Origin of the sequence: Bradyrhizobium sp. 192 (genome assembly GCF_023100965.1) — a bacterium.
Lineage (GTDB): Bacteria > Pseudomonadota > Alphaproteobacteria > Rhizobiales > Xanthobacteraceae > Bradyrhizobium > Bradyrhizobium symbiodeficiens.
On sequence record NZ_CP064690.1, the window covers coordinates 3,595,432 to 3,619,696 of the forward strand.

At 64.4% G+C, this 24,265-nt stretch carries 17 protein-coding genes; 7 read left to right on the plus strand and 10 right to left on the minus strand.

Translation table 11 applies throughout. The features are described 5' to 3' along the window. Window positions 1-181: 181 nt before the first annotated feature. Window positions 182-1,354 (plus strand): M20 aminoacylase family protein, encoded by a 1,173-nt coding sequence (locus IVB24_RS16320; RefSeq protein WP_247773728.1) that lies wholly within the window; start codon window positions 182-184, stop codon window positions 1,352-1,354. Window positions 1,355-1,419: 65 nt separating this feature from the next. Here the strand turns inward: IVB24_RS16320 and IVB24_RS16325 are convergent, their stop codons facing one another. From IVB24_RS16325 to IVB24_RS16335, 3 genes are all read right to left on the minus strand, one after another. Next, window positions 1,420-3,048: an inorganic phosphate transporter gene (locus tag IVB24_RS16325; protein ID WP_247773730.1), complete on the minus strand. Its 1,629-nt coding sequence runs from the start codon at window positions 3,046-3,048 to the stop codon at window positions 1,420-1,422. A gap of 97 nt (window positions 3,049-3,145) precedes the next feature. Next, window positions 3,146-4,588, minus strand: a complete 1,443-nt coding sequence (locus IVB24_RS16330) for a UdgX family uracil-DNA binding protein (RefSeq protein WP_247773731.1) — start codon at window positions 4,586-4,588, stop codon at window positions 3,146-3,148. After that, window positions 4,588-5,823 (minus strand): putative DNA modification/repair radical SAM protein, encoded by a 1,236-nt coding sequence (locus IVB24_RS16335; protein ID WP_247773733.1) that lies wholly within the window; start codon window positions 5,821-5,823, stop codon window positions 4,588-4,590. Before IVB24_RS16335 ends, IVB24_RS16330 begins: the two co-directional genes overlap by 1 nt. Before the next feature lie 161 nt (window positions 5,824-5,984). Between IVB24_RS16335 and IVB24_RS16340 the strand changes: the two genes are divergently transcribed. Genes IVB24_RS16340 through IVB24_RS16350 form a run of 3 tightly spaced genes read left to right on the plus strand, consistent with a single transcriptional unit; the run spans window position 5,985 to window position 11,777 of the window. Then, entirely contained in the window at window positions 5,985-6,773 is a 789-nt protein-coding gene (locus IVB24_RS16340; RefSeq protein ID WP_247773734.1) for a DNA repair protein, read from the plus strand. Further along, entirely contained in the window at window positions 6,670-8,322 is a 1,653-nt protein-coding gene (locus tag IVB24_RS16345; RefSeq protein ID WP_247773736.1) for a DNA polymerase Y family protein, read from the plus strand. Before IVB24_RS16340 ends, IVB24_RS16345 begins: the two co-directional genes overlap by 104 nt. Next, entirely contained in the window at window positions 8,319-11,777 is a 3,459-nt protein-coding gene (locus tag IVB24_RS16350) for an error-prone DNA polymerase (protein ID WP_247773738.1), read from the plus strand. Before IVB24_RS16345 ends, IVB24_RS16350 begins: the two co-directional genes overlap by 4 nt. A 233-nt stretch (window positions 11,778-12,010) precedes the next feature. Here IVB24_RS16350 and IVB24_RS16355 read toward each other — a convergent pair whose 3' ends face one another. The 3 genes from IVB24_RS16355 to IVB24_RS16365 form a co-directional block, all read right to left on the minus strand. Further along, complete coding sequence (locus IVB24_RS16355) at window positions 12,011-12,982, minus strand: IS110 family transposase (RefSeq protein WP_247769734.1); 972 nt, start codon at window positions 12,980-12,982, stop codon at window positions 12,011-12,013. A 327-nt stretch (window positions 12,983-13,309) separates the two neighbouring features. After that, window positions 13,310-14,080: an SDR family oxidoreductase gene (locus IVB24_RS16360; protein ID WP_094975204.1), complete on the minus strand. Its 771-nt coding sequence runs from the start codon at window positions 14,078-14,080 to the stop codon at window positions 13,310-13,312. A gap of 176 nt (window positions 14,081-14,256) precedes the next feature. Next, a complete protein-coding gene (locus tag IVB24_RS16365; protein ID WP_092024185.1) occupies window positions 14,257-14,544 on the minus strand; it encodes a hypothetical protein in 288 nt (95 codons plus the stop codon). A 57-nt stretch (window positions 14,545-14,601) separates the two neighbouring features. On the opposite strand from IVB24_RS16365, the gene IVB24_RS16370 reads away from it, so the two are divergent. The 3 genes from IVB24_RS16370 (at window position 14,602) to IVB24_RS16380 (ending at window position 20,548) form a co-directional block, all read left to right on the plus strand. Beyond that, window positions 14,602-16,002 carry a CoA transferase gene (locus IVB24_RS16370; protein WP_247773740.1) on the plus strand — a complete coding sequence of 467 codons (1,401 nt, stop codon included), beginning with the start codon at window positions 14,602-14,604 and terminating at the stop codon, window positions 16,000-16,002. Window positions 16,003-16,147: 145 nt separating this feature from the next. Next, window positions 16,148-17,392 (plus strand): efflux RND transporter periplasmic adaptor subunit, encoded by a 1,245-nt coding sequence (locus tag IVB24_RS16375; RefSeq protein WP_247773741.1) that lies wholly within the window; start codon window positions 16,148-16,150, stop codon window positions 17,390-17,392. A 39-nt stretch (window positions 17,393-17,431) separates the two neighbouring features. Further along, window positions 17,432-20,548, plus strand: a complete 3,117-nt coding sequence (locus IVB24_RS16380; RefSeq protein WP_247773743.1) for a CusA/CzcA family heavy metal efflux RND transporter — start codon at window positions 17,432-17,434, stop codon at window positions 20,546-20,548. Between the two features lie 3 nt (window positions 20,549-20,551). Here IVB24_RS16380 and IVB24_RS16385 read toward each other — a convergent pair whose 3' ends face one another. From IVB24_RS16385 to IVB24_RS16400, 4 genes are all read right to left on the minus strand, one after another. Beyond that, complete coding sequence (locus IVB24_RS16385; protein WP_247773745.1) at window positions 20,552-21,511, minus strand: amidohydrolase family protein; 960 nt, start codon at window positions 21,509-21,511, stop codon at window positions 20,552-20,554. Between the two features lie 52 nt (window positions 21,512-21,563). After that, the gene (locus tag IVB24_RS16390; RefSeq protein WP_155526018.1) at window positions 21,564-21,731 is read right to left on the minus strand and encodes a hypothetical protein; all 168 of its coding nucleotides are present in this window, start codon (window positions 21,729-21,731) and stop codon (window positions 21,564-21,566) included. Window positions 21,732-21,756: 25 nt separating this feature from the next. Further along, window positions 21,757-23,154 (minus strand): TolC family outer membrane protein, encoded by a 1,398-nt coding sequence (locus IVB24_RS16395; protein ID WP_162308455.1) that lies wholly within the window; start codon window positions 23,152-23,154, stop codon window positions 21,757-21,759. 219 nt (window positions 23,155-23,373) lie between these two features. Beyond that, the gene (locus IVB24_RS16400) at window positions 23,374-24,153 is read right to left on the minus strand and encodes an enoyl-CoA hydratase (protein ID WP_247773746.1); all 780 of its coding nucleotides are present in this window, start codon (window positions 24,151-24,153) and stop codon (window positions 23,374-23,376) included. Between the last annotated feature and the right edge of the window lie 112 nt (window positions 24,154-24,265).

Here is a 24,265-nt window from a genome sequence, read left to right on the forward strand (position 1 = left end):
GGGCTTGTCCCGGCCATCCACGCACTTTCCGTCCTAATAGTCAGACGTGGACGGCCAAGACAAGCTGGCTACAAGCCCCGGCCATGACGAGAGGACAGGGTTACCCTCGGCCCACGGCAGTGGGTGGACTGGCGCTTGCATGTTAGACAGTCCTGCATTTTCAACAACGCCTGAGACCCCCATGCCCATCGTGAACCGCGTCGCCGACCTCCAACCCGATATTCAGGCCTGGCGCCGGGACATCCACGAGCATCCCGAACTGCTGTACGACGTTCACCGCACTGCAGCATTCGTCGCGGACCGCCTGCGCGAATTCGGCTGCGATGAGGTCGTCACCGGGCTCGGCCAGACCGGCGTGGTGGGCGTGATCAAGGGCGGGAGGCCGGCCGGCGAGGGGCTCAAGACCATCGGCCTGCGCGCCGACATGGATGCGCTGCCCGTCGAGGAGCAGACCAACCTGCCTTACGCCTCCAAGACTCCGGGCAAGATGCACGCCTGCGGCCATGACGGCCACACCGCGATGCTGCTCGGGGCCGCCCGCTACCTCGCCGAAACCCGCAATTTCGCCGGCGATGCGGTGGTGATCTTCCAGCCAGCCGAGGAAGGCGGCGCCGGCGGCGCGGCCATGGTCAAGGACGGCCTGATGGAGCGCTTCGGCATTGAGCAGGTCTATGGCATGCACAATGGCCCGGGCATCCCGATCGGCTCGTTCGCGATCCGGCCGGGTCCGATCATGGCGGCGACCGACGAGGTCGACATCATGATCGAGGGGCTCGGCGGCCATGCCGCGCGTCCGCACAAATGCATCGATTCCGTGCTGGTCGGCGCACAGGTGATCACGGCGCTGCAGTCGATCGTCGCGCGCAGCGTCGATCCGCTGGAATCGGCCGTGATCTCGATCTGCGAGTTCCACGCTGGCAACGCCCGCAACGTCATTCCGCAGACCGCAACCCTGAAGGGGACCATTCGCACGCTGTCGCCGGAGGTGCGCAAGCTGGTCGAGACGCGCGTGCATGAGGTGGTGGCGGGCGTCGCGCAAATCACCGGCGCCAAGATCGACCTGCGCTACCAGCGCAACTATCCCGTCGTGATCAACCACGCCGCGGAGACCGAGGTGGCGCGGCGCATTGCCAGGCAAGTCGCAGGCGATGCCAACGTGCATGAGATGCCGCCGCTGATGGGGGGCGAGGATTTCGCCTACATGCTGGAAGCGCGCCCCGGCGCCTTCATCTTTTGCGGCAACGGCGACAGCGCCGGGCTGCATCACCCCGCCTACAATTTCAACGACGAGGCGATTGTGTTCGGCACGTCGTATTGGGTAAAGCTGGTCGAGGAATCGCTCGCAGCGTCGTAAGACTGAACCCGTGAAAAGGGCCCGTGCATTGCACGGGCCCTTTGTCTTGAGGGATCTAATCGGCTTCAGAAGATCCGCGAGAAGATCACGTAGAGCGTGGCCGACAGCATGATCGCGCAGGGCAGGGTCAGCACCCAGGCCATCAGCAAATTGCGGATGGTCGACCATTGCAGACCGGAGCCGTTCGCCGCCATGGTGCCGGCGACGCCGGACGACAGCACATGGGTGGTGGAGACCGGCAGGCCGAACACGTCGGCGGCGCCGATCGTCGCGGCGGCCACCAGCTCGGCCGATGCCCCTTGCGCATAGGTGAGATGGCTCTTGCCGATCTTCTCACCGACCGTGATCACGATGCGCTTCCAGCCGATCATGGTGCCGAGGCCGAGCGCGATGGCAACCGCGACCTTCACCCAGGTCGGGATGAACTTCGTGGCGCTGTCGAGCCCGCCCTTGTAGGCATTCAAGGTTGCGACCTCGTCCTTGTTGAGGTCGTTTTCCTTGTCCTTCATCAGGAAGCGGATCGCTTCCGAGGTCAGGTACATGTCGTTACGGGTGTTGCCGACCACTTCCGCCGGCACCTTGTTGAGCGAGCCGTATTTCGCGACCTGGTCGCCGACATCCTTCACCAGCACCGCCAGCGAAGGGTAGGTGCCTTCGCTGATGTGGTGCGAGGTGATGTACTGGGTCACCGCAGGACGGGGGTCGCCGATGATCGAGTGACCGGCGCCCTTGGCCGCGATCACCTTGGAGGCGGCATCCGAGACCTTCTGGAACTGGGCAACCTGGGACTCCGGCAGCGCGCGATTGAGCGCGTAAGCCGTCGGCACGGTGCCGATCAGGATCAGCATGATCAAGCCCATGCCCTTCTGGCCATCGTTCGAGCCGTGCGCGAAGCTGACGCCGGTGCAGGTCGCGATCAGCAGGCCGCGGATCCAGAGCGGCGGCGCCTTGTTGCTTTCGGGCGCAGCATACAGGGCGGGGTTGCGCACGATGAACTTGAGCAGCAGCAACAGCACGGCGGCGCAGATGAAGCCGAACAGCGGCGACAGCAGCAGCGCGTAGCCGATCTCGGTGGCCTTGCTCCAATCCACGCCCGAGGTGCCGTCGCGGCCGCGCATGACGGCGTTGGCGACGCCGACGCCGATGATCGAGCCGATCAGCGTGTGCGAGGAGGAGGCGGGCAGGCCGAAGAACCAGGTGCCGAGATTCCACAGGATCGCGGCGATCAGCAGCGCGAACACCATCGCGAAGCCGGCGCTGGAGCCGACCTGCAGGATCAACTCGACCGGCAGCAGCGAGACGATGCCGAAGGCGACCGCACCGGAGGACATGAGCACGCCGAGGAAGTTGAAGAAGCCCGACCACATCACAGCGACTTCGGCCGGCAGCGAATGGGTGTAGATCACGGTCGCCACCGCATTGGCGGTGTCGTGGAAGCCGTTGACGAATTCGAATCCGAGCGCGATCAGGAGCGCGACGAACAGGAGGATGTAGGGCAGGTAGGTTGTCACCCGCGCGCCGGTGGCGTTGACGTCGACATAGATGCTGTAGGCGACGAACAGCAGGCCCGCGGCAAGGATGCCGAAGAACAGGATCATCGTCAGCGGATTGAAGCCCTTGTCGAGATTCGGCCGCGAGGCCGGCTGGATCGGCGCGGGATCGGCTACCGCGCGGTCGAATGCAACGTCGGTCATGTCTGGACGCCCCTTAACTTTGAAGTAAGGGTATTGTCCGCGATGGATTTGAAGGCCGGATGACAAGCGGCGGTTGAAGCCGTTTTCCTGCCAGTATTCAGGCGGCCTGCGCGGCTTTCTTCTGCAAGCCGGCAACGATCTTCAAATCCTCGACAAAGCGCCGATATTCCAGCGCCTTGGCTTCCGGATCTGGCAACCGCAGCAAATAAGATGGGTGCACCGTCACCAGCGCTTTGCGTCCGTCGGGAAGGTCGATGAGCCTGCCTCGGTTTTTTCCGATGGGTGTGATCTTGCCGAACACGCTTTGCGCGGCGGTAGCGCCCATCGCCACGATCAGATCGGGTTGGATGGCCGAGACTTCCCGCTCATACCACTGCCGGCACGCTTTGATCTCCGGCGTATTCGGCTTCTGGTGCAGGCGGATCTTTCCGCGCGGCACGAATTTGAAGTGCTTCACTGCGTTGGTGACATAGACCTTCTTGCGATCGACACCGGCCTCCTCCAGCGCACGGTCGAGCATCTGGCCGGCGGGGCCGACGAAGGGATGGCCGGCGAGGTCTTCCTTGTCGCCGGGCTGTTCGCCGACCAGCATGATGTTGGCGGATTTCGGGCCCTCGCCGAACACGGTCTGGGTCGCGTCCTTGTAAAGATGGCAGGCGCGGCAATGCGCGGCTTCCTCACGGAGAGCTTCGAGATCGTTTGCGGCAGTCTTGCGAGTCATCGGAGCCTCCGGCCGCCTTTGGGGCTTGTGCGGATCGGTTGCGGCATTGGCGATCATGGCACCGGTCATGCGTTCGGCGTCCTCGATCAGGGGCTTAATGATCGAAGCCTCGGGCAGGTTCCTCCAGTATTTCTTCGGCATCTCGGCCTGCATCGCCTTTACCTTCAAGCGCGCCGGATTGAAGATGCTGGCGTAATAGCGCCGCCAGGTCTCCTCCAGCCGATCCTCGCCCGGCGCCTCGCTCTTGTTGACACCCGGTGTGAACGAAAGCGAATGACCGTCCCAATGTGCGCAGAGCTCCGGCGTCAGGATCGACCAGGGCATGTCGGCGAAGCGTTTGGCGAAAAACGGGGCTGCGAGCTCGACGATGTGATGCTCCGGCTCGAACCAGGCGACGTAATGCGCGGCGCGTTCCCTGCCGATCTCGCGGAAGCGGACGAAGGCGTGCATCTTGTGCTCGTCGCGATGGACCGCTCGGGCCATCGCAGTGACCAGCGCGACGTCAGGATCGGTCGCGACCTCGATGGGATCGTGATTGTCCTTCAGGCGCCAGAGCAGGCGATAGAGGATCGCAAAGCGTTCGGGATCGCGATGCAGGATCGCGGCCTTGGCGAGATCGACGAATTTGCCTGATACCTTGAAGCTGCCGTCATTCACCGCGAGGATCGGAGACGGCGCTTGCGGCGCGAATAATTCCGCGTCGCGGCCTTGCACGGTCCAGGCGACATCGGTGGGCTGCACATGATGAAGCACGAGGCTGCGCGCTGCTTCGCGCCAGCCGTCGAAATCGGTTTCGGTGTCGAGGGTGATGTACTGCATCAGAAACCAAATCCCAGTTGCGTTGCTTTCGGCTTGAAGCGTTCGATCAGCCCGGCGGCATCGAGACGATGCGGCGAGGGGCGGTGGTCGCTGAGCACGATGAACGGCAGCGCCTTGTTGCGGGGCACGTGCAGCCGGGCGAGATCGGCCAGGCGGATCGTGGTGGTGCGCCGCGTCGCGATGATGCGCTCGACCGCCTTGGTGCCGAAGCCCGGCACGCGCAGCAGCTCCTCGCGGCTGGCGCGGTTGACGTCGAGCGGGAAGCGGTCGCGATGGCGCAGCGCCCAGGCGAGCTTGGGATCGATGTCGAGCGGCAGCATCGCGCTGTCGTCGACGATCTCCGCAACGTCGAAGCCGTAGAACCGCATCAGCCAGTCGGCCTGGTAGAGCCGGTGCTCGCGCAGCAGCGGCGGCTGCACCAGAGGCAAGGCGCGGCTGGCGTCGGGGATCGGGCTGAAGGCGGAATAATAGACGCGTCTCAACTTGTACGAGCCGTAGAGATTGGAGCTGGTGTGGAGAATGGTGTGGTCTGAGGCGCTATCGGCGCCGACGATCATCTGCGTGCTCTGGCCTGCCGGGGCGAAGCGCTGCGGCCTGGCTTTCGTCTTCGCTACGCGGTTCTCTTCAGCCTCGTCCAGCTTCAGCCGTAGCCGGCCCATGGTGCGGCGGATCGCGCGCACGTCCTTCTCCGGCGCGAATTGCTGCAGGCTCGTCTCCTCGGGCATCTCGATGTTGATGGAGAGGCGATCGGCATATTTGCCGGCCTCCGCGATCAGCGCGTCGTCGGCTTCGGGAATGGTCTTGAGGTGAATGTAGCCGCGGAAGTGATGTTCCTCGCGCAGTTTTCGCGCGACGCCCACCACCTGCTCCATCGTGTAGTCGGGGCTGCGGATGATGCCGGAGGAGAGGAACAGGCCCTCGATGTAATTACGCCGGTAGAAATCGAGCGTCAGGTTGACCACTTCCTCAATGGTGAAGCGGGCGCGTGGCACGTTGCTGGAGGCGCGGTTGACGCAATAGAGGCAATCGTAATTGCAGGCGTTGGTCAGCAGCACCTTGAGCAGCGAAATGCAGCGTCCGTCCGGTGCGTAGGAATGACAGATGCCCATGCCCGGCGCGGTCGAGCCCATGCCCTTGCGGTCGCTGGAATCCCGCTTCTCGGTGCCGCTGGAGGCGCAGGACGCGTCGTACTTGGCGGCGTCCGCCAGAATTTCCAGCTTGCGTTGCACGTCCATCTTGGAATCCCTTTGATTCAGCTGACGAATCTGACGGAGCACCAATTCGATTGACTCCCCGGCCGCCGTTAGCTTTATATTAGAACATATCATGAACAAATGAGCCAGCCGCTGGTTCTTGTTTTTAAGACCACGGCACCAATTCCTGAGGAGCGGCGAGCATGAGCGGCGCACGTATGAGCGCGCTTGCGAGTTTGCGCGGCCAGATCGAGCGCATCGAGACGGCGTTGGTCGTGCATCCGCACGATCGCGTCGCACTCGGCCACAACGAAGCCGATGGCGCGCTGAAGGGCGGCCTCGCGCGCGCTGCGATCCACGAGGTGTTTTGCGCTGGGTCTCAGGGGACGGCCGCAACCGGCTTCGTCATGGGGCTTGCCGGGCGCGTCTCGGCGCAGCGGCCGCTGCTGTGGATACGACAGGATTTCTCGGAGATAGAGGCGGGCGCACTGTCGATGAGCGGGCTCGCCGAGCTCGGCCTCGATCCACGCCGCGTGGTGATGGTGCGCGCCGCCGATGTCGAGAGCGCGCTGCGCAGCTCGGCCGATGCGCTCGCCTGCGATGCGCTGGGCGCGGTCGTGCTCGAGCTCTGGGGCGAGACCAGGCAGTTCGATCTGGTGGCGAGCCGCAAGCTGACGCTGGCCGCACAAGGTTCCGGCGTCACCGGCCTGATGCTGCGCATGGCCGCGCAGCCGCTGCCTTCGACTGCAGAGACACGATGGATGCTGCGCGCGGCGCATTCGCCGCCGGGGTCGGTATGGGACGCCTGGGGCGCGCCGCGCTTCGATGCCGAGCTCTTGCGCAATCGTCATGGCCCGTGCGGCCGGTGGATCATGGAATGGAATTGTGATGAGTGCCAGTTCAGTGAACCGTCGACGTATTCTCAGCCTGTGGCTGCCGCGCCTGCCGATCGACAGAATCCAACGTTTCTTCAGCAGCGCCGGGCTGGGTAAGATCAGAGCGTTTTCAAGCGAAGTGGGTGCCGGTTTGCGTGAAGAAAACGCGTCAAAACAAAAAGACGAGCCCAGCATCGTCGTCATCAAGGACAACAATGCGCTGGTCATCCATGCGCTGGACGAGGCCGCCGAGCGCCTCGGGCTGTATATCGGCCAGCCCCTGGCGAATGCCCGGGCGATGTGTCCGGACTTAGAGGTGTTCGACGCCGATGCCGTCGCCGATGCGAAGACGCTCAGCGACATCGCCGACTGGTGCGACCGCTTCACGCCGCTGGTCGCGCTCGATCCGCCGCATGGGCTGTTCCTCGACATCACCGGCTGCGCGCATCTGTTCGGCGGCGAAGCGGCGCTGTTGCAGACGCTGGTTCGTGCGCTCGGCCGACAAGGCTTTGCCGTCAGCGCGGCGATCGCCGGCACCTCGGTCTGCGCGCGAACGCTGACGCGGCAGGCCACGGGCTGCATCGTTGCCGATGGCGGGGAGGCGGCGGCGATCGACCGGTTTCCGGTGTCCGCGCTCGGTGCGGGCGAGGCCATCACCACGGGCCTCCGACGTGCCGGGCTGAAGACCATCGGCGATGTCGCCTCCCGTTCGCCGAGCGAGATCACGGCGCGGTTCGGCGCGCGCTTCTCCACGCTGCTCGCGCATGCGCTGGGGCAGGGCGATGCGCCGATCAGCCCGCGGAAACCGCTGCCCGATTACATCGTGGAGAAGCGCTTCGCCGAGCCGATCGCGACCGACACCATGATCGCGATGACGCTGTCGCGGCTGGCGGACACGCTGATTGCCTCAATGGAGAAGCAGGGCAAGGGCGCCCGTCGGCTGGAAGCCGCGTTCTTCCGCACCGACGGCGTGGTACGCGCGATCATGGTCGAGGCCGGGCGGCCGGTGACGCAAAGCAAAGTCATCGACCGGCTGTTCCGCGAGCGCCTTGACGCGCTCGCCGATCCCCTCGATCCCGGTTTCGGCTTCGACATGGTGCGCCTGTCGGCGAGCCGCACCGAGATCGTGGTGCAGGAGCAGCGCGATCTCGACGCCCATGTCCATGACAATGACGAGCTCTCTGCCCTGATCGACCGCATCGCCGCGCGGATCGGCGGAAAACGCGTCGTCGTGCACCTGCCCGAGGATACCCATATCCCCGAATGCGCGGTGATGGCCGCCCCGGCGCAGCATCATCTCGCTGCCGCCATGCAGGCCGAATGGCCGGCGCGGACCGAAAGCGAGCCGCCGCTGCGTCCCTTGCGGCTGTTCGACAGACCGGAGCCGATCAAAGTGCCGTTCGCGGCCGTGCCCGATGGACCGCCGCATCAATTCACCTGGCGCCGCGCGCTGCATGCCGTGGTGCGGGTGGAGGGGCCCGAGCGCATCGCCATGGAATGGTGGCGGCAGGACGGCAAGCAGCTGACCCGGGATTACTTTCGAATCGAGGACGCCGAGGGCCTGCGCTTCTGGATCTTTCGCGACGGACTTTACGAAGGGGAGGTGTTCGACGGCGATGGCGAGCCTGCTTCTCCCGGCTGGTATGTGCACGGTCTCTTCGCATGAGTACGCCCGCTTATGCCGAGATCGGCATCACAACGAACTTCTCCTTCCTGCGTGGCGGCTCGGATCCGCGCGCCTATGTGCATCAGGCCAGCAAGCTCGGTCTTCCCGGGATCGGCATCGCCGATCACAACACGCTCGCCGGCGTGGTGCGGGCCTGGAATGAGCTCGGCAACGACAAGGTGCTGCACAAGCCGAAACTGCTGATCGGCGCGCGCATCGTCTTCAGCGACGGCACGCCCGACATTCTGGTCTATCCACGCGACCGCGCCGCCTATGGCCGGCTGTGCCAGCTCCTGACCCGGGGCAAGCGTGGCGACGACATCACGCGGATCGAGAAGGGCGAATGCCGTCTCGCCTTCGCCGATCTCCTGGAGTTTTCGCAAGGCCAGCTCCTGGTCCTGACGTTGCCGTATCGCTTCGAGCCGCCGCAGGCGCTGGATATGCTTGCAAAGCTGAAGGCGAGCCGCGCCGAGGGCGTGTGGCTGGCAGCGAGCCTGATCTATCGCGGCGATGACCGCCGCCGGCTGGCGCGGCTCGATGACCTCGCCGCCAAAGCAAAGGTGCCGTTGCTCGCGACCAACGAGGTGCTCTATCACGATCCCGGCCGCCGTCCGCTTCAGGACGTGCTGACCTGCATCCGGGAAAAGACCACGATCGAGGCGGTCGGGAAGAAGCTGGAAGCCAATGCCGAACGGTTCCTGAAAACGCCGCGAGAGATGGCGCGGCTGTTCCGCGATTTTCCCGACGCGATCGCGGAGACCATGCGTTTTGCGGGGAAGATCGACTTCTCGCTCGACCAGCTCAAATACCAGTACCCGGACGAGCCGGTGCCGCCGGGCAAGACCGCGCAGGGACATCTGGAGGATTTGACCTGGGCGGGTGTCGACAAATATTTTGGCGGCGTCGAGAACATTGACACGAAACTGCGCGCCACCTTGCATAAAGAGCTCGCGCTGATCGCCGAGCTGAAATACGCGCATTACTTCCTCACCGTGCACGACATCGTCCACTATGCGCGCAGCCAGAACATTTTGTGCCAGGGCCGCGGCTCGGCGGCGAATTCAGCCGTGTGCTACGTGCTCGGCATCACCTCGGTCGATCCGACCAAGGTCGATTTGTTGTTCGAGCGCTTCATCTCAAAGGAACGGCTGGAGCCGCCCGACATCGACGTCGATTTCGAGCATTCGCGGCGCGAGGAGGTGATGCAATATGTCTATCGCCGTTACGGCCGCCACCGTGCCGCGATCATCGCGACCGTCATCCATTATCGCCCGCGCAGCGCCATTCGCGACGTCGGCGAGGCGCTGGGCCTGACCGAGGACGTCACCGCCGCGCTCGCCGACACCGTCTGGGGAAGCTGGGGCAAGGGCCTCAACGACATGCAGGTCAGGCAGGCCGGGCTCGATCCCGGCAATCCCATGATCAATCTTGCGGTCGAGCTTGCGACCGAGCTGATCGAATTTCCGCGCCATCTCTCCCAGCATGTCGGCGGCTATGTTCTGACGCAGGACCGGCTCGACACCTATGTCCCGATCGGCAACGCCGCGATGGATGACCGCACCTTCATCGAATGGGACAAGGACGACGTCGACGCGCTCAACATGATGAAGGTCGACGTGCTCGCGCTGGGTATGCTGACCTGCATCAGGAAATGTTTCGATCTGATCGACCAGCACAAGGGTGAGCGTTTTGCGTTGGCGAGCGTTCCGCAGGACGACCCGGAGGTTTACGACATGCTGTGTGCCGGGGAGTCGCTCGGCGTGTTCCAGGTCGAGAGCCGCGCCCAGATGAACATGCTGCCGCGCCTTAAGCCGCGGACCTTCTACGACCTCGTCATCGAAGTCGCGATCGTGCGGCCCGGACCGATCCAGGGCGACATGGTGCATCCCTATTTGCGCCGGCGGAAGATGAATCCAGCGGATATCGAGTATCCCTATCCCAAAGGTGGCAACAAGAACGAGCTTCGCGAGGTTCTTCACAAGACGCTCGGCGTGCCCCTGTTTCAGGAGCAGGCGATGCGGATCGCGATCGTGGCCGCAGAATTTACCTCGGAAGAAGCCAATGGATTGCGACGTGCCATGGCGACGTTCCGCAATGTCGGGACCATCGGCAATTTCGAAGCGAAAATGATCGGCAATATGATCCGCCGAGGGTATGATCCTCAATTCGCGCGAAACTGCTTCGATCAGATCAAGGGTTTTGGCTCCTACGGTTTCCCGGAGAGCCACGCCGCGAGCTTCGCCCAGCTCGTCTACATCTCGTCGTGGCTGAAGTACCATCATCCCGACGCCTTCTGCTGCGGCCTGCTGAATTCGCAGCCGATGGGCTTCTATGCGCCCGCACAGATCGTCAACGACGCCCGCAAGAACGGCGTCGAGATTCGTGACATCGACGTGTCCTATAGTTTTGCGCAAAACACGCTGGAGAACACTGACGGCAAATACTGCGCCGTGCGCCTGGGCTTCCGTCAGATCGACGGCTTTCACTGGCTGGACGAGGATGAAGAGCAGTTGAAACGCTCTCAGTCGTCATTCCGGGGCGCGCAAAGCGCGAACCCGGAATCGCAGCATACGCCTGGCGGAATGGATTCCGGGCTCGATGCTGACGCATTGCCCCGGAATGGCAATGTGGAGAGAGTACTCGATTGGGCTGACCGCATCGTTGCCGCGCGGAACCGCCGGCCCTTCACCTCGCTCGAAGATTTCGCCCGCGACACCGGCCTGCCCAAGCGCGCGCTGATCCTGCTGGCAGATGCCGACGCGTTCCGCTCGCTCGGGCTCGATCGCCGCGAAGCGCTGTGGCAGGTGCGGCGGCTGCCCGACGACGTGCCGCTGCCGCTGTTCGAGGCCGCCACCGCGCGCGAGCAGCCCGACGAGCATGCCAAGCCGCTGCCCGTGATGCCGCGCGCCGAGCAGGTGGTCGCGGACTACCAGACCATCCGGTTGTCGCTGAAGGGCCACCCGATGGAATTCCTGCGCGAGATGTTTTCGCGCGAGCGCGTCGTCGCCTGCAGGGAGATCAGCCACGAGAACGAGCGGCGCCGCGTCCGCTGCGCCGGCGTGGTGCTGGTGCGGCAACGGCCGGGCAGCGCCAGTGGCGTCGTGTTCATGACGCTGGAGGACGAAACCGGCATCGCCAATGTCGTGGTCTGGCCCAAGATCATGGAGCAGTACCGCAAAGAGGTGATGGGCGCGCGCCTCATCGAGGTTCACGGTTATATCCAGAGCAGCCCCGAGAAGGTGACGCATCTCATCGCCCAGCGCCTGATCGATCGCTCGCACGATCTGGTTGGCCTCGCCAACGACGCTCTGAGCCGCAAGCATCCGCTGCCGGCAGGCGCCACCGTGGTCGAGCCGCTCAACGAAGACCCTCGCGCGCTCACGGACATGCCGGCACAAAAAATCCGCCACCCCCGCAACGTCCGCATCCTGCCGCCGTCACGGGATTTTCATTGACAGTGGGGGGGCGGAGTGCTGCCACACGCACGGTCGCCGTAGCAACCATTAAGGTTCTCCCGATTTTCCGCAAGCATGACGCCGGGCTTGCAGCCGTCAAGGTGTGGCCTGGCGGCAGCGAGTTTGACGCGGGGCGTTCGCGACGGCCAACCTTGACGGCCGCGGCGCACGGCGTCGTCCAGGCGGAAGGTCGGGACGAAGAAACGGCCGCCTGATCGAACAAAGAAACGCGATCAGGTGGCGGGCAGCTTGGCAGTTTGAGGCGCTTCGGCGATCCACGGAGTTCCGCGGGCGACCACGGCGTTGATCGTGACGAGCAACTTTTTGGCGCAAGCGACCAGCGCGCATTTATGAGATTTTCCGGCGGCGATCAGCCTTGTATAGAGAGCCTTCATCTGCGGGTTCCATCGGGAGGATGCCGGAAGAGCCGCGTTGTAGAGCGCCCAACGCAGCCGCTCACGGCCACCTTTGATGTGACGGGCACCGGATCGTTCGCCGCTATCGTCGTCGTAAGGCGCCAGTCCACTGAGAGCTGAGGCCCGTTCGCGTGTGATGTTGCCGATCTCGGGCATCCTGATCAGGACGGCAGCCGCGGTCGGCAGACCGCAGCCGGCGACGCTGTAGATCAGATCGAGCCGTGCGGCGAGATCAGGATGCTTGCGGATCGCCGCCAGCAGCGCCTTGAACTCGGCTCGTTTGGACTTTGCCAACAGCGCGATCTGCGCCTTCCAAACCCCTTGAATCCGCTTGTCGCGGCAACTCTCGAGCCGGTTCTTCAGCCTTGCGATGTCTTCCGTGATCTGATCGATCATGGTCAGATGCTCGGCAAAGGGCTGCAACCGCGGATCCGGTGCAGGATGGATCGTCTTGACCGCGGCAGTGCACGTCGCGATCAGCGCCGCGTCGATCCTGTCGTTCTTAGCCAGCAGCAGACGGAACGTGGCATAGGCGCGGACCTGCTTCGGCTGAAACAGCACGACGACGAAACGCTTGCGCCGCAGCTCCGCAACGACCGCCTGCTCGTAGCCTCCACTTGCCTCGATCCCGACCCTCTTTACCTTGCGGCACTTCAACCACTCCACCAGCGCCTGGTGACCTCTTGCCGTGTTGTCGACCCGCAACTGCTCAGAGTTGCCATCGATCGCCACGTCGAGCTTGCGTTTGCCGGTATCGATCCCGGCACAGATCGTGTTACGCTTGGCCATCTTCCTCGACCCTCCCTTGTTATGCGAACCTGAAGTTCGTTCAACCATGCGGGTCCCGATGAAGTGCCGACCGCGATCTTGCTACGAAACGCAGCCCTCAAGGCTTCGGTGGGCATCGATCCGATCGATCGGCGGCCCAGCCAGGGTGGCCACCCGGGCTGGGCCATTCCTCACGGAACGGGGCCAATCCTATACCGATGCGCTAATACAAGGGTGGGCAAAGGCGCGTAAGCGCCGTGCCCACCTTCTAGGATCTTTCGCGAAAAGCGGTGGGCACGCTTCGCGTTGCCCACCCTACAAGTTCTTCGATGATGATGCTCCGCTTCCCTAAAAATTCACCCGGTTCGAGATCGCGCCGTCCACGACGAGATTCGATCCGGTGGTGAACCCCGACACCGGGCTTGCCAGAAACACCGCCGCGCTCGCGATCTCCTGCGGCGTTGCCATGCGTCCCGTGGGATTGCGCTTCATCGCGTCGTTGTAACGCTCGGGCATGTTCTTCTCGACCATCTCCCAGACCCCGCCCTTGAAATAGACCGTGCCGGGCGACACGACATTCACACGGATCTTCTTCTTCGCATGTTGCCGCGCCAGTCCCTTGGCCATGTGGATCAGCGCCGCCTTGATCGGGCCGTAGGAGCTGGCCGTGTCGGCCTGCGCCGCCGAGATCGAGGAGATGATGACGAAGGCGGCGTCGCCGCTTCTTTCTCCGCTCGCTTCGAGGAACGGCCGCGCAGCATCGAACGCATGCACGGCACCGAGCAGGTCGAGCCTGAAATTCTGCTCCCACGATGCTGCATCGTGGCCCTGCGCCATCGCGCCGGCATTGGAGAACAGCATGTCGATGCCGCCAAGCTCTTTGGCTGCACCCTCGATCCAGGATTTCAGCGCCGCGCCGTCGGTCACGTTGACCGGGCCGCCGGTGGCGTTGACGCCCTGCGCCTTTAGCTCGGCGACGGTGGCTGCAACCTGATCGGCATTGCGCGCGCACACCGCGACATTGGTGCCTTCACCGGCCAGCGTCGCCGCAATCGCCCGCCCGATGCCGCGCGTGCCGCCGAGCACGATGGCGTTCTTGCCTTTGAGACCGAGATCCATTGTTGAGTTTCCTTTTTGTTGATGTGGAGAGTGTAGCTGTTTCCGGAGATATGCTGAACTCTCCAATTCATTATTGCGAGCGCAGCGAAGCAATCCAGAAATGCATCCGTGGAGGCAGTCTGGATTGCTTCGTCGCAACAGCTCCTCGCAATGACGTGGAGAGAGGCAGGGCCCATTCACTCCGGCGCTGCACCGACCGGCGGGCCGCCGGGCGGGCGGTGCAGGAATGTGAGCGACGCGTAGGCGCCGGCCCAGGAGCCGATCGCGGCGAAGGCAACGTAAAAGGCGTTTTCGGTGTAGCTGATCACGGCGTAGGAGGAGAGCATGTACCAGACCGCGCTCCAGTTCGCCGCTGGCACGCGTTTTCGCGCGATCACGGCCGAGGTGAACATGACATAGACCGCGTCTGTGGCCGCCGTTGCGATGAACACGGCGCCTGCGGTAAGGGGGTCGATGGCGGCCATTGCATTTCCTTATGTGCTATTGGATGGTCGCCGAAAACCTAGGGGAGAGAAGCGGCCATGCAAAGCCCTGCCGACATTCTCAAGGACATCTGGACCTCCGCCGGCGGCGATGCGCCGGCGCTCGAACGCGTCCGGCTGAGTGGTGAGGAGCCTCAGCTTCCGTCCTCTTTCCGCGTCGCAATTGCCGGACAGACAGCCATCGCGGCCGCCGGTCTTGCCGCGGCTGAAATCTGGCGGCTGCGCAGTGGCCAGACGCAGGACGTGAGCGTCGATCTGCGCCACGCCGTCGCCGAATGCCGTTCCGAGCGCTATCTGCGCGTCGACGACAAGCCGCCGCCGCCCGCCTGGGACGCCATCGCCGGCGTCTACAGGGCCGGCGACAATCGATTCGTTCGTTGCCACACCAATTTTCCGCATCACCGCGATGCCGTCTGCAAGGTGCTCGGCTGTGATGCGGAGCGCGACAAGGTGCAGGCGGCGCTGATGCAATGGAAGGGCGAGGATTTTGAAATCGCGGTTTACGCCGCGGGCGGCGTCGTTGCGCTGATGCGCTCCTACGACGAATGGTCAGCGCTGCCGCAGGCGCGCGCGCTCGCGCAATTGCCGCTGATCTCGATTGAGAAGATCGGCGAAGCCCCGCCAAAGACGTGGCCAGAAGGCGATCGTCCGCTGTCGAGCCTTCGCGTACTCGATCTCTCCCGCGTCATCGCAGGCCCCGTCGCCGGCCGCACGCTCGCTGCGCATGGTGCGGACGTGCTGCTGGTGTCGGGTCCGGAGTTGCCCGCCATCGACTGGCTCACCATCGATACCGGGCGCGGCAAGCTCACCGCCTTCATCGAGTTGAAGAGCGAGACGGGCAGGGCGCAGTTGCGCGAATTGTTGCGGGACGCCGACATCTTCTCGCAGGGCTATCGTCCACGCGCGCTCGCTGCCCTCGGCTTCGCGCCCGAGGACGCAGCTCAGATCAACCCCGGCATCGTCTATGTGACGCTGTCGGCCTATGGGCACACCGGCCCCTGGGCCGAGCGGCGCGGCTTCGATTCCCTGGTGCAAACCACCACCGGCTTCAACGATGCGGAAGGAAGGGCCGCCGGCATCGACGGTCCGAAGGAATTGCCGGCGCAGATGCTCGACCACGCCACCGGTTATCTGATGGCGTTCGGCGCGATGATGGCGAAGATGCGCCAGGCGCGCGAAGGCGGCAGCTGGCACGTGCGCGTGTCACTGGCGCAGACCGGGCGATGGCTGTGGAATCTCGGCCGCCTCGATGGCGGACTGAACACTCCGGATCTTACGGGCGAGGCCGTACATGCTGCGTTCATCGAGAGCATGCCATCTGGCTTCGGCATGTTGAAGGCGGTGCGTCATGCGGCGCTACTGTCGACGACACCGGCGCAATGGTCTCGTCCGGCGATGCCGCTCGGCAGTCATCCGGCGCAATGGCCGGCGCGAAGCTGACGTGAAGCTGACATGTCGCAAAATTTTAACGCAAACCGAAAGGCGCGCAGCGTTTTTTAGGTTGTTTGAAATCGCAATTCGGCACTATTAGCGCGACCGACAAGGCAAGCATCTGCCAAGATCGTCGCAGACACGACCGGGCTCCATGGTAGTTGAAAATACCAAGCGATTGCAGGTGTTTACAAAGCAACGGGTGATCACGTCCGTAGTTCTACTATGCCTTGCAGGCGCCGGTGCCTACGGGTTCCTCGCTTCGGGGTCCAAGGACAAGAAGCACTCCGAGATATCCAGCCAGTCGCGCAGGAATGCGCAGAACTTCACGCCGACGCCGTCGGAATGGGCATCGCTGACGATCGAGCCGGTCAAGGCCAGAGCCTTCCGCGCCGAATATGTCACCGAAGGCAAGGTCGCCGTCGACGAGGACCGTTCGACGCCGGTGTTCTCGCCCTATGCGGGGCGCGTCACCAAGCTGCTCGCCAAGCCGGGTGAGATGCTGAAGCAGGGCCAACCGCTGTTCACGATCGAGGCCGCGGACACCGTGCAGGCCCAGAACGATTTCATCGCAGCGATGACCTCGCAGAACAAGGCGAAGTCGGCGATCGACCTTGCCGATATCCAATTCAGGCGCGCCAAGGATCTCTATGAAGGCCACGCCATTCCGTTGAAGGATTATCAGCAGGCGGAGGCGACGCAGGTTCAGGCGCAGAACGACATGCGCTCCTCGGCCACCGCGCTGGAAGCCGCGCGCAGCAAGCTGCGCATCCTCGGCTTCACCGACGAGGCCATCAAGACGTTCCAGGACAAGGGCGTCATCGATCGGGAGATCACGATTTACTCGCCGATCTCCGGCACGGTCGTGCAGCGCAAGATCGGCCCCGGCCAATACGTCAATTCCGGCGCCAGCGATCCGGTCTTCGTGGTCGGCGATCTCTCGACGGTCTGGCTCACCGCCTTCGTGCGCGAGAGCGACGCCGCCGCGGTCTGTATCGGCCAGGACATTACCGTCAACGTGATGGCGCTGCCGGGCCGCCCCTTGACCGGCAAGATCAATTACGTTGCCGCCGCGATCGACCCCAACACCCGCCGCCTGCTGGTCCGCGCCACCATCGACAACAAGGACGGGCTGCTCAAGCCCGAGATGTTCGCCAACGTCACGATCTATTCGGCGGGCGACCGCGCCGCGCCCGCCGTGCCGAAGCAGGCGCTGATCTATGAGGCCGACAAGGTCCGCCTCTGGGTCGCACGTGAGGACAAGTCGGTCGAGTTGCGCGAAATCAAGATCGGTCTCATCAACGGCAACCTCGTCGAGGTCACCAGAAATTTGAATCCCGGCGAGCAGATCGTCGTCAAAGGCAGCCTGTTCATCGACCGCGCGGCGTCCGGCAGCTGATCGACCGCCCAAGAAAACGAAGACAAGCTGAAGACCTGAATGGATCGCCTCGTCGCCCTTGCCGTCAACCGGCGCTTCCTGATGGTCGGGATGTTCGTCGCCGTGCTGATCGGCGGCGTCATCGCGTTCAACCAGCTCAACATCGAGGCCTATCCCGATCCGACCCCGCCGATGGTCGACATCGTGACGCAGTCGCCGGGGCTGTCGGCGGAGGAGATCGAGCGCTACATCACCATCCCGATCGAGACCCAGGTCGCAGGCTTGAAGAACGTCACGACCATCCGCACCATCTCGCTCTACGGTCTCTCCGACGTCAAGATTCAGTTCTCGTTCGCCTACACCTATGACGAGGCGTTGCAGCAGGTGTTGAACCGCCTGGCGCAGCTCGCGCCGCTGCCGGGCAACGTGCAGCCGCAGATCTCGCCGCTCAGCCCGATCGGCGAGATCTTCCGCTACCGCCTGGTCGGTCCGCCGAACTACAGCGTGCTCGATCTCAAGACCATCCAGGACTGGATCCTGCAGCGCCGATTCCGCGCCGTGCCGGGGGTCATCGACGTCACCGGCTGGGGTGGCAAGAGCAAGACCTATGAGCTCCAGGTCGACTTCAACAAGCTGGTCGCCAACGGCCTGACGCTGCCGCAATTGCTCCAAGCGGTCGGCAATTCCAACGTCAATGTCGGCGGCAACACCGTCAATATCGGCCAGCAATCGGCCGTCGTGCGCGGCGTCGGCCTGATCCGGTCGATCGACGATCTCGCCAATACCATGGTGGCGCAGACCGGCGGCAATCCGGTGCTGGTCAAGGACGTCGCTACCGTCACCGTCGGCCAGAAGCCTCGTCTCGGCATTGCCGGCATCGACGAGGCGGACGACATCGTGCAGGGCATCGTGCTGATGCGCCGCGGCGAGCAGAGCTCGCCGACCATCAAGCGTGTCCACCAGCTCGTCCGGCAGATCAACAACTCCAGCATCCTGCCGCCCGGCGTGCGCATCGAGCGCATCTACGACCGCGGCGACCTGATCGCGCTCACCACGCACACGGTGCTGCACAACATGATCGTCGGCATTCTGCTGATCGTTCTGTTGCAGTGGATATTCCTCGGCGACCTGCGCAGCGCGCTGATCGTCGGCGCCACCATTCCGTTCGCGCTGTTCTTCGCGGTCATCATCCTGGTGCTGCGCGGAGAATCGGCCAATCTGCTGTCGGTCGGCGCGATCGATTTCGGCCTCATCGTCGACGCCACCGTCATCATGGTGGAGGCGATCTTCCGCCGTCTGACCCAGACGACGCCGATGTCCGAGACCGAGCATATGTCCCATGAGACGCTGTTCGGCATGAAGAGCCACGCCATCCTCAGCGCGGCCGCCGACGTCTCGCGCTCGATCTTCTTCGCCGCGGCGATCATCATCGCGGCCTTCCTGCCGCTGTTCACGCTGTCGGGCGTCGAGGGCAACATCTTCGGGCCCATGGCCCGCACGTATGCCTATGCGCTGGCGGGCGGGCTCCTTGCGACCTTCACCGTCACGCCGGCGTTGTCCGCGATCATCCTGCCCGCGCATGTCGAGGAAACCGAGACCAGGGTGATGCGGATCCTGCACCGGTTGTACTCGCCGTTGCTGCAATGGGCGGTCGCCAACCGCAACATCGTGCTCGGAGGTGCGGTCGGTCTCGTGCTGATGACGGTGGCGCTGAGCCGGCTGCTCGGCCTCGAATTCCTGCCCAAGCTGGAAGAGGGCAATCTCTGGATTCGCGCCACGCTGCCGCCGACCATCTCGCTCCAGGAAGGAAACTCCTACGTCAACGAGATGCGCAAGGTGATCCGCGCCCGGCCCGAGGTCGAGTCCGTCGTATCGCAGCACGGCCGTCCCGACGACGGCACCGACGCCGCGGGCTTCTTCAACGCCGAGTTCTTCGCGCCGCTGAAGCCGATCAGCCAATGGCCCGGCACCCGCGACAAGGAGGAACTGACCGCGCAACTGCTCAAGCAACTCGACGATCGCTTCCCCGGCGTCGAGTTCAATTTCTCGCAATATCTCCAGGACAACGTCTCCGAAGCCGTATCCGGCGTGAAGGGCGAGAACTCGATCAAGCTGTTCGGCAGCGACCTTCAGGCGCTCACCGACACCGCCAACAAGATCAAGTCGGTGCTGGCCACGGTGCAGGGCGTCACCGATCTTGCGGTGTTCACTTCGCTGGGGCAGCCGACCGTCCAGATCGACATCGACCGCGCCAAGGCTGCGCGCTATGGCCTTGCGCCGGGCGACATCAACGCCACCATCAAGGTCGCGATCGGCGGCGACACGGCGGGCGATCTCTACGAGTCCGGCTCCGATCGTCACTTCCCGATCATCGTCCGCCTCGCGCCGGAATATCGCCGCAGTGCCGAGGCGATCCAGAATTTGCGCATCGGCGCGCCGGGGCCGAACGGTACCGTCACGCAGATTCCGCTGAGTGAGGTCGCCACCATCAGTCTCGTCTCGGGCGCCGCCTACATCTATCGCGAGCAGCAGGAACGCTATCTGCCGATCAAGTTCTCGGTGCGCGAGCGCGATCTCGGCAGCGCCATCAGCGAGGCCCAACAGAAGATCGCCGAACAGGTGCAGCTGCCGCCGGGCTCGCGCATGGAATGGGTCGGCGAGTTCGGCAATCTCCAGGACGCGATCCGGCGGCTGTCGATCGTGGTACCGATCTCGCTGGCGCTGATCGGCGTGCTGCTCTGGTTCAATTTCGGCTCGATGACGGATACACTGCTCGCGATGAGCGTGATCCCGATGGCGATCTTCGGCGGCGTTCTGGGGCTGTTGATAACAGGCACGGCATTCAGCGTCTCCGCGGCGATCGGGTTCATCGCGCTGTTCGGCATCGCCGTGATGGACGGCATCATCATCCTGTCGCAGTACAACCAGCTGATCGAAGAGGGCATGGACCGCATGAGCGCGGTGGTACGGACCGGCGAGCTTCAGCTCCGGCCGGTGCTGATGACCTGCGTCGTCGCCGGCGTCGGGTTGCTGCCGGCGGCGCTGTCCGAGGGTATCGGTTCGCAGGTGCAGAAGCCGCTCGCGGTCGTCGTCGTCACCGGCATGATGCTGGCGCCGATCGTGATCCTCGTGACCTTGCCGGTCCTGATCTCGTTCTTCTCGCGCCGCGCGCGCTGACCGTCAAAATCCGTAGAGTCGTGCCGGGTTGTCGACCAGGATCTTCTTGCGCACATCGGCGTCCGGTGCCCACACCGGAAGCTGGTTGAGCAGGCGGCCGTCGTCGATCTGATAGAGCGGCGCGATGTCCGTGGGCTTGCGTCCCTCGGCATGGCTGGAATCCGGATGCGGCCAGTCGGTGCCCCAGACGACGCGGTCCGCATTCGCGGCGATCAGCGCACGCGCATAGGGCACCATGTCCTGATAGTCGGGCGCGAGCTTCGACGAGCGATACGCGCCGGAGAGCTTCACATAGGCCTTGCCGGATTTGACGAGCGCAACCAGGTCCGCGAATCCCGGCTGCTCCAGCCCGAGCGAGGCCTCGAGCCCGCCGAAATGATCGAACACGGCAGGCACGGGCGCGGCCAGCACGAGCTCCTTGATCGCGGAAATCATCGGCAGCGTCGTATAGAGCTGCACATGCCAGCCGCGCGCCTTCATGCGCTCGACGGCGGCGGTGAAGCGGGCGCGGCCGACATCGGGATCGCTGATGCCGCCGGTCGCCAGATTGATGCGGATGCCGCGGAAGCCTTCCAGCTGCATCGTATCGAGCCGCGCCTCGGTGGTCTTGTCGTCGATCACGGCCACGCCGCGCGCGGTCGCGCCGCGCGCCTTCATGCCGAACAGGGTGGAGGAATTGTCGGCGCCGTAGACGCTCGGCGTCACGATCACCACGCGCTCGATATGCAGCGCCTTGTGCAGGGCTGCCATTTCGTCCGGGCTCGCCGGCTCCGGCGTATAGACGCGCCCCGCGGAGAACGGAAACTTTTCGACATCGCCATGGATATGGGTGTGACAGTCGCAGGCGTGCAGCGGGACCTCGAAATTGACCGGCGTTGCGGGTTGCGAGGCACGTGCGTGGGCTTTGGTCATGGCTGCTCCGGCGGCAAGGGAGGCGAACGGGACGCCGCGTCGGCTGAGCATGGTTTCTCTCCCTGCTTCGTTATTTGAACGACGATGCCGGAACAGTATCACATCAGCCTGGCAGCCGCTGCACTTCGCTGCATAGCTGCTCGACGAGGTCCGCAAGCGGGCGTGAGCCGTCAACGCGCGTGATCGGGCAGGGCAGGCCGGCGAGCGCGCGACCGAGCGTCGTCACGCCGGAGCCGGAAGCACCCGTGAGATGGATGCGGCGGCTTTTCATCGGCAACCCGCCAAACGATTTGAAACTACTGCCCCGAGGGCGTGCGCAGCCCGTGCCAGGCATCGCGGACCTGGTGGTAGTGCACCTCGGGCAGATAATCCGGCGTGTTCAGGCTGAGCGTCTTGACGTCGAGATGGCCGATGGCGCTGAGCAGCGTGTAGGAGGCGATGACGCGGTCGCGGTTGGCGCCGATCAGGCGGGCCTTGGCCTGAATCAGATCGGCCTGCGAGTTCAAGACGTCGACCGTGGTGCGTTGTCCGCCGGCGGCCTCGCGCTGTACGCCCTGCAGCGCGACGGTTGCGGCCTTCACTTCGGATTCCGAGGCCGACACGGTGATCTTGGCGCCTTCATTGGCAACCCAGGCGCTCACCGCCGCCGTGCGCGCCTGGTTGCGAACCTGGTCGAGCACGAGCCGGCTCTGCGCCGTGATCTCCTTGGCCTGCCGGGTCTGCGCGGCGGCCTGGCCGCCGTCGTAGATCGGCGCGGTGATGTTGGCGACGATCGAGGCCTGGTCCTCGGCGAAGGTGCCGAGCGTCGGATCGTTGTTGCGGCTTTTGCTGGCGCTGCCCTGGATGGTGGCGCTCGGCAGCAGGGTGCCTTCGGCGATGCGGATGTTGGTGGAGGCGACATCGACGTCGAAGCCGGCGGCCATCACCGCCGGATGCTGGCGGATTGCCATCGTCATCGCGTCTTCGCGACTCTTCGGTAGATAGCGGTCGACAGCTTCGGCGACCCGCAGCTGCGACGGTGCATTGCCGATCACCTGCGCATAGGTCGCCTGGCTGATGGCAAGCGCGACTTCGGCCGCGTTGAGATCGGCAAGGCCGCGGTTGAGGCGCGCTTCGGCCTGCGCGCTGTCGGTCGGCGTGACATCGCCGGCGTTGAGGCGGCGCTGGGTGACCGAGAGCGTCTCGCGCAGGAAGGCGACGTTGGAACGCTGCGCCTCGACCAGCGACTGGTTGGCGAGCACGTTGGTGTAGGCGGTGACCGCGTCGAGCAGCACGCCTTGGCCGACATTGCGCAGCGCCTCGCGGCCCGACTGCACCTGGAGTTCGGCGGCGCGCACGTTGTTGGCGGTGCGGAAGCCGTTGAACAGGGTCTGCGTCACGGTGACGCCGATGATCCATGGCTTCAGATTGCCGGTCTGGATGGTGTTGTCGGGCAGTAGATTGCGCACCGATTGCAGGCCGGCGCTGAGGCTCGCCACGATCTGCGGCCGGTAACCGGCGAGGGCCTGCGGCACGTTCTCGTCCGTGGCGCGTTGTCGCGCACGTTCGGCATTGAGCTGTGGATTGGTCTGGTAGGCCTTGGCGAGTGCCTCCGGCAGGGCTTCGGCCCAGGCGGCGGAGGGCAGGGCGCAGCACAGCGCCAGCGCGGTCCATGTCGCAAGCGCAGGACTCACGCCCGATCGATGCCGCGTCATCTCGCGACCAACTCTGGCGGTACGCCCAATCATGTAATCCCGCTTAACTTGGCTGTCCGCCCCCGCCGACGGTGGCCTCTTAACTGTTTAACCAGCCGAGGTCGCGCAGGCAAACTGCCGCGGGGATAACCCCCATGAAATCCGTGCTTGTTGCAGCTTCGTCACAGGGATTCCGTGGGAACGCGGTCGAGCCTTACACCAGCCTGACCGTGCGCCGGATTACTTGTTCTTGTTCACCGGCTTGCGCTTCTCGATGAACGCCGCCATGCCCTCGGAGCGGTCCTCCAGCGCGAAGGTCGAGTGGAACAGGTTGCGCTCGACGCTCATGCCCTCGGCAAGCGTGGTCTCGAAGGCGCGGTTCACCGCTTCCTTGGCCATCGCGGCCGCAGGGCGCGACATTGCGGCGATCTTCTCGGCTGCCGCCATCACCTCATCCATCAGCTTGTCGGCGGGCACGATGCGGCTGACGAGACCGCTTCGCTCGGCTTCCGCCGCATCCATCATGCGGCCGGTGAGGCAGAGGTCCATCGCCTTGGACTTGCCGATCGCGCGCGTCAGGCGCTGGGTACCGCCGATGCCGGGAATGGTGCCGAGCGTGATCTCGGGCTGGCCGAACTTGGCGGTGTCGGCGGCGATGATGAAATCGCACATCATGGCGAGCTCGCAGCCGCCGCCGAGCGCATAGCCGGAAACAGCGGCGATGGTCGGCTTGCGGCAGCGCGCGACGCGGTCGCCGCCGATCGCGGCAAAATCCTCTGAGAACATGTCGATGAAGCCCTTCGGCTGCATCTCCTTGATGTCGGCGCCGGCGGCAAAGGCCTTCTCGCTGCCGGTCACGACGATGCAGCCGATGGCGTCATCGGCCTCGAGATCGTCGACGGCAGCTGCGATCTCGCGGAAGACGCCGAAGGAGAGCGCGTTGAGCAGCTTCGGCCGGTTCAGCTTGATGATGCCAACCGCGTCTTTGCTTTCGACGATGATGTGTTCGAACGTGCTCATGCTCCACCCACGCTTTTGATCGGGCGAGCAATGTGCCCGCTGACGCGGTGCGCTTCAAGGGGGCAAGGGGCCGCCGGAACACGCCGCGGGGATGCGCGTTCCGGTGGCGGTC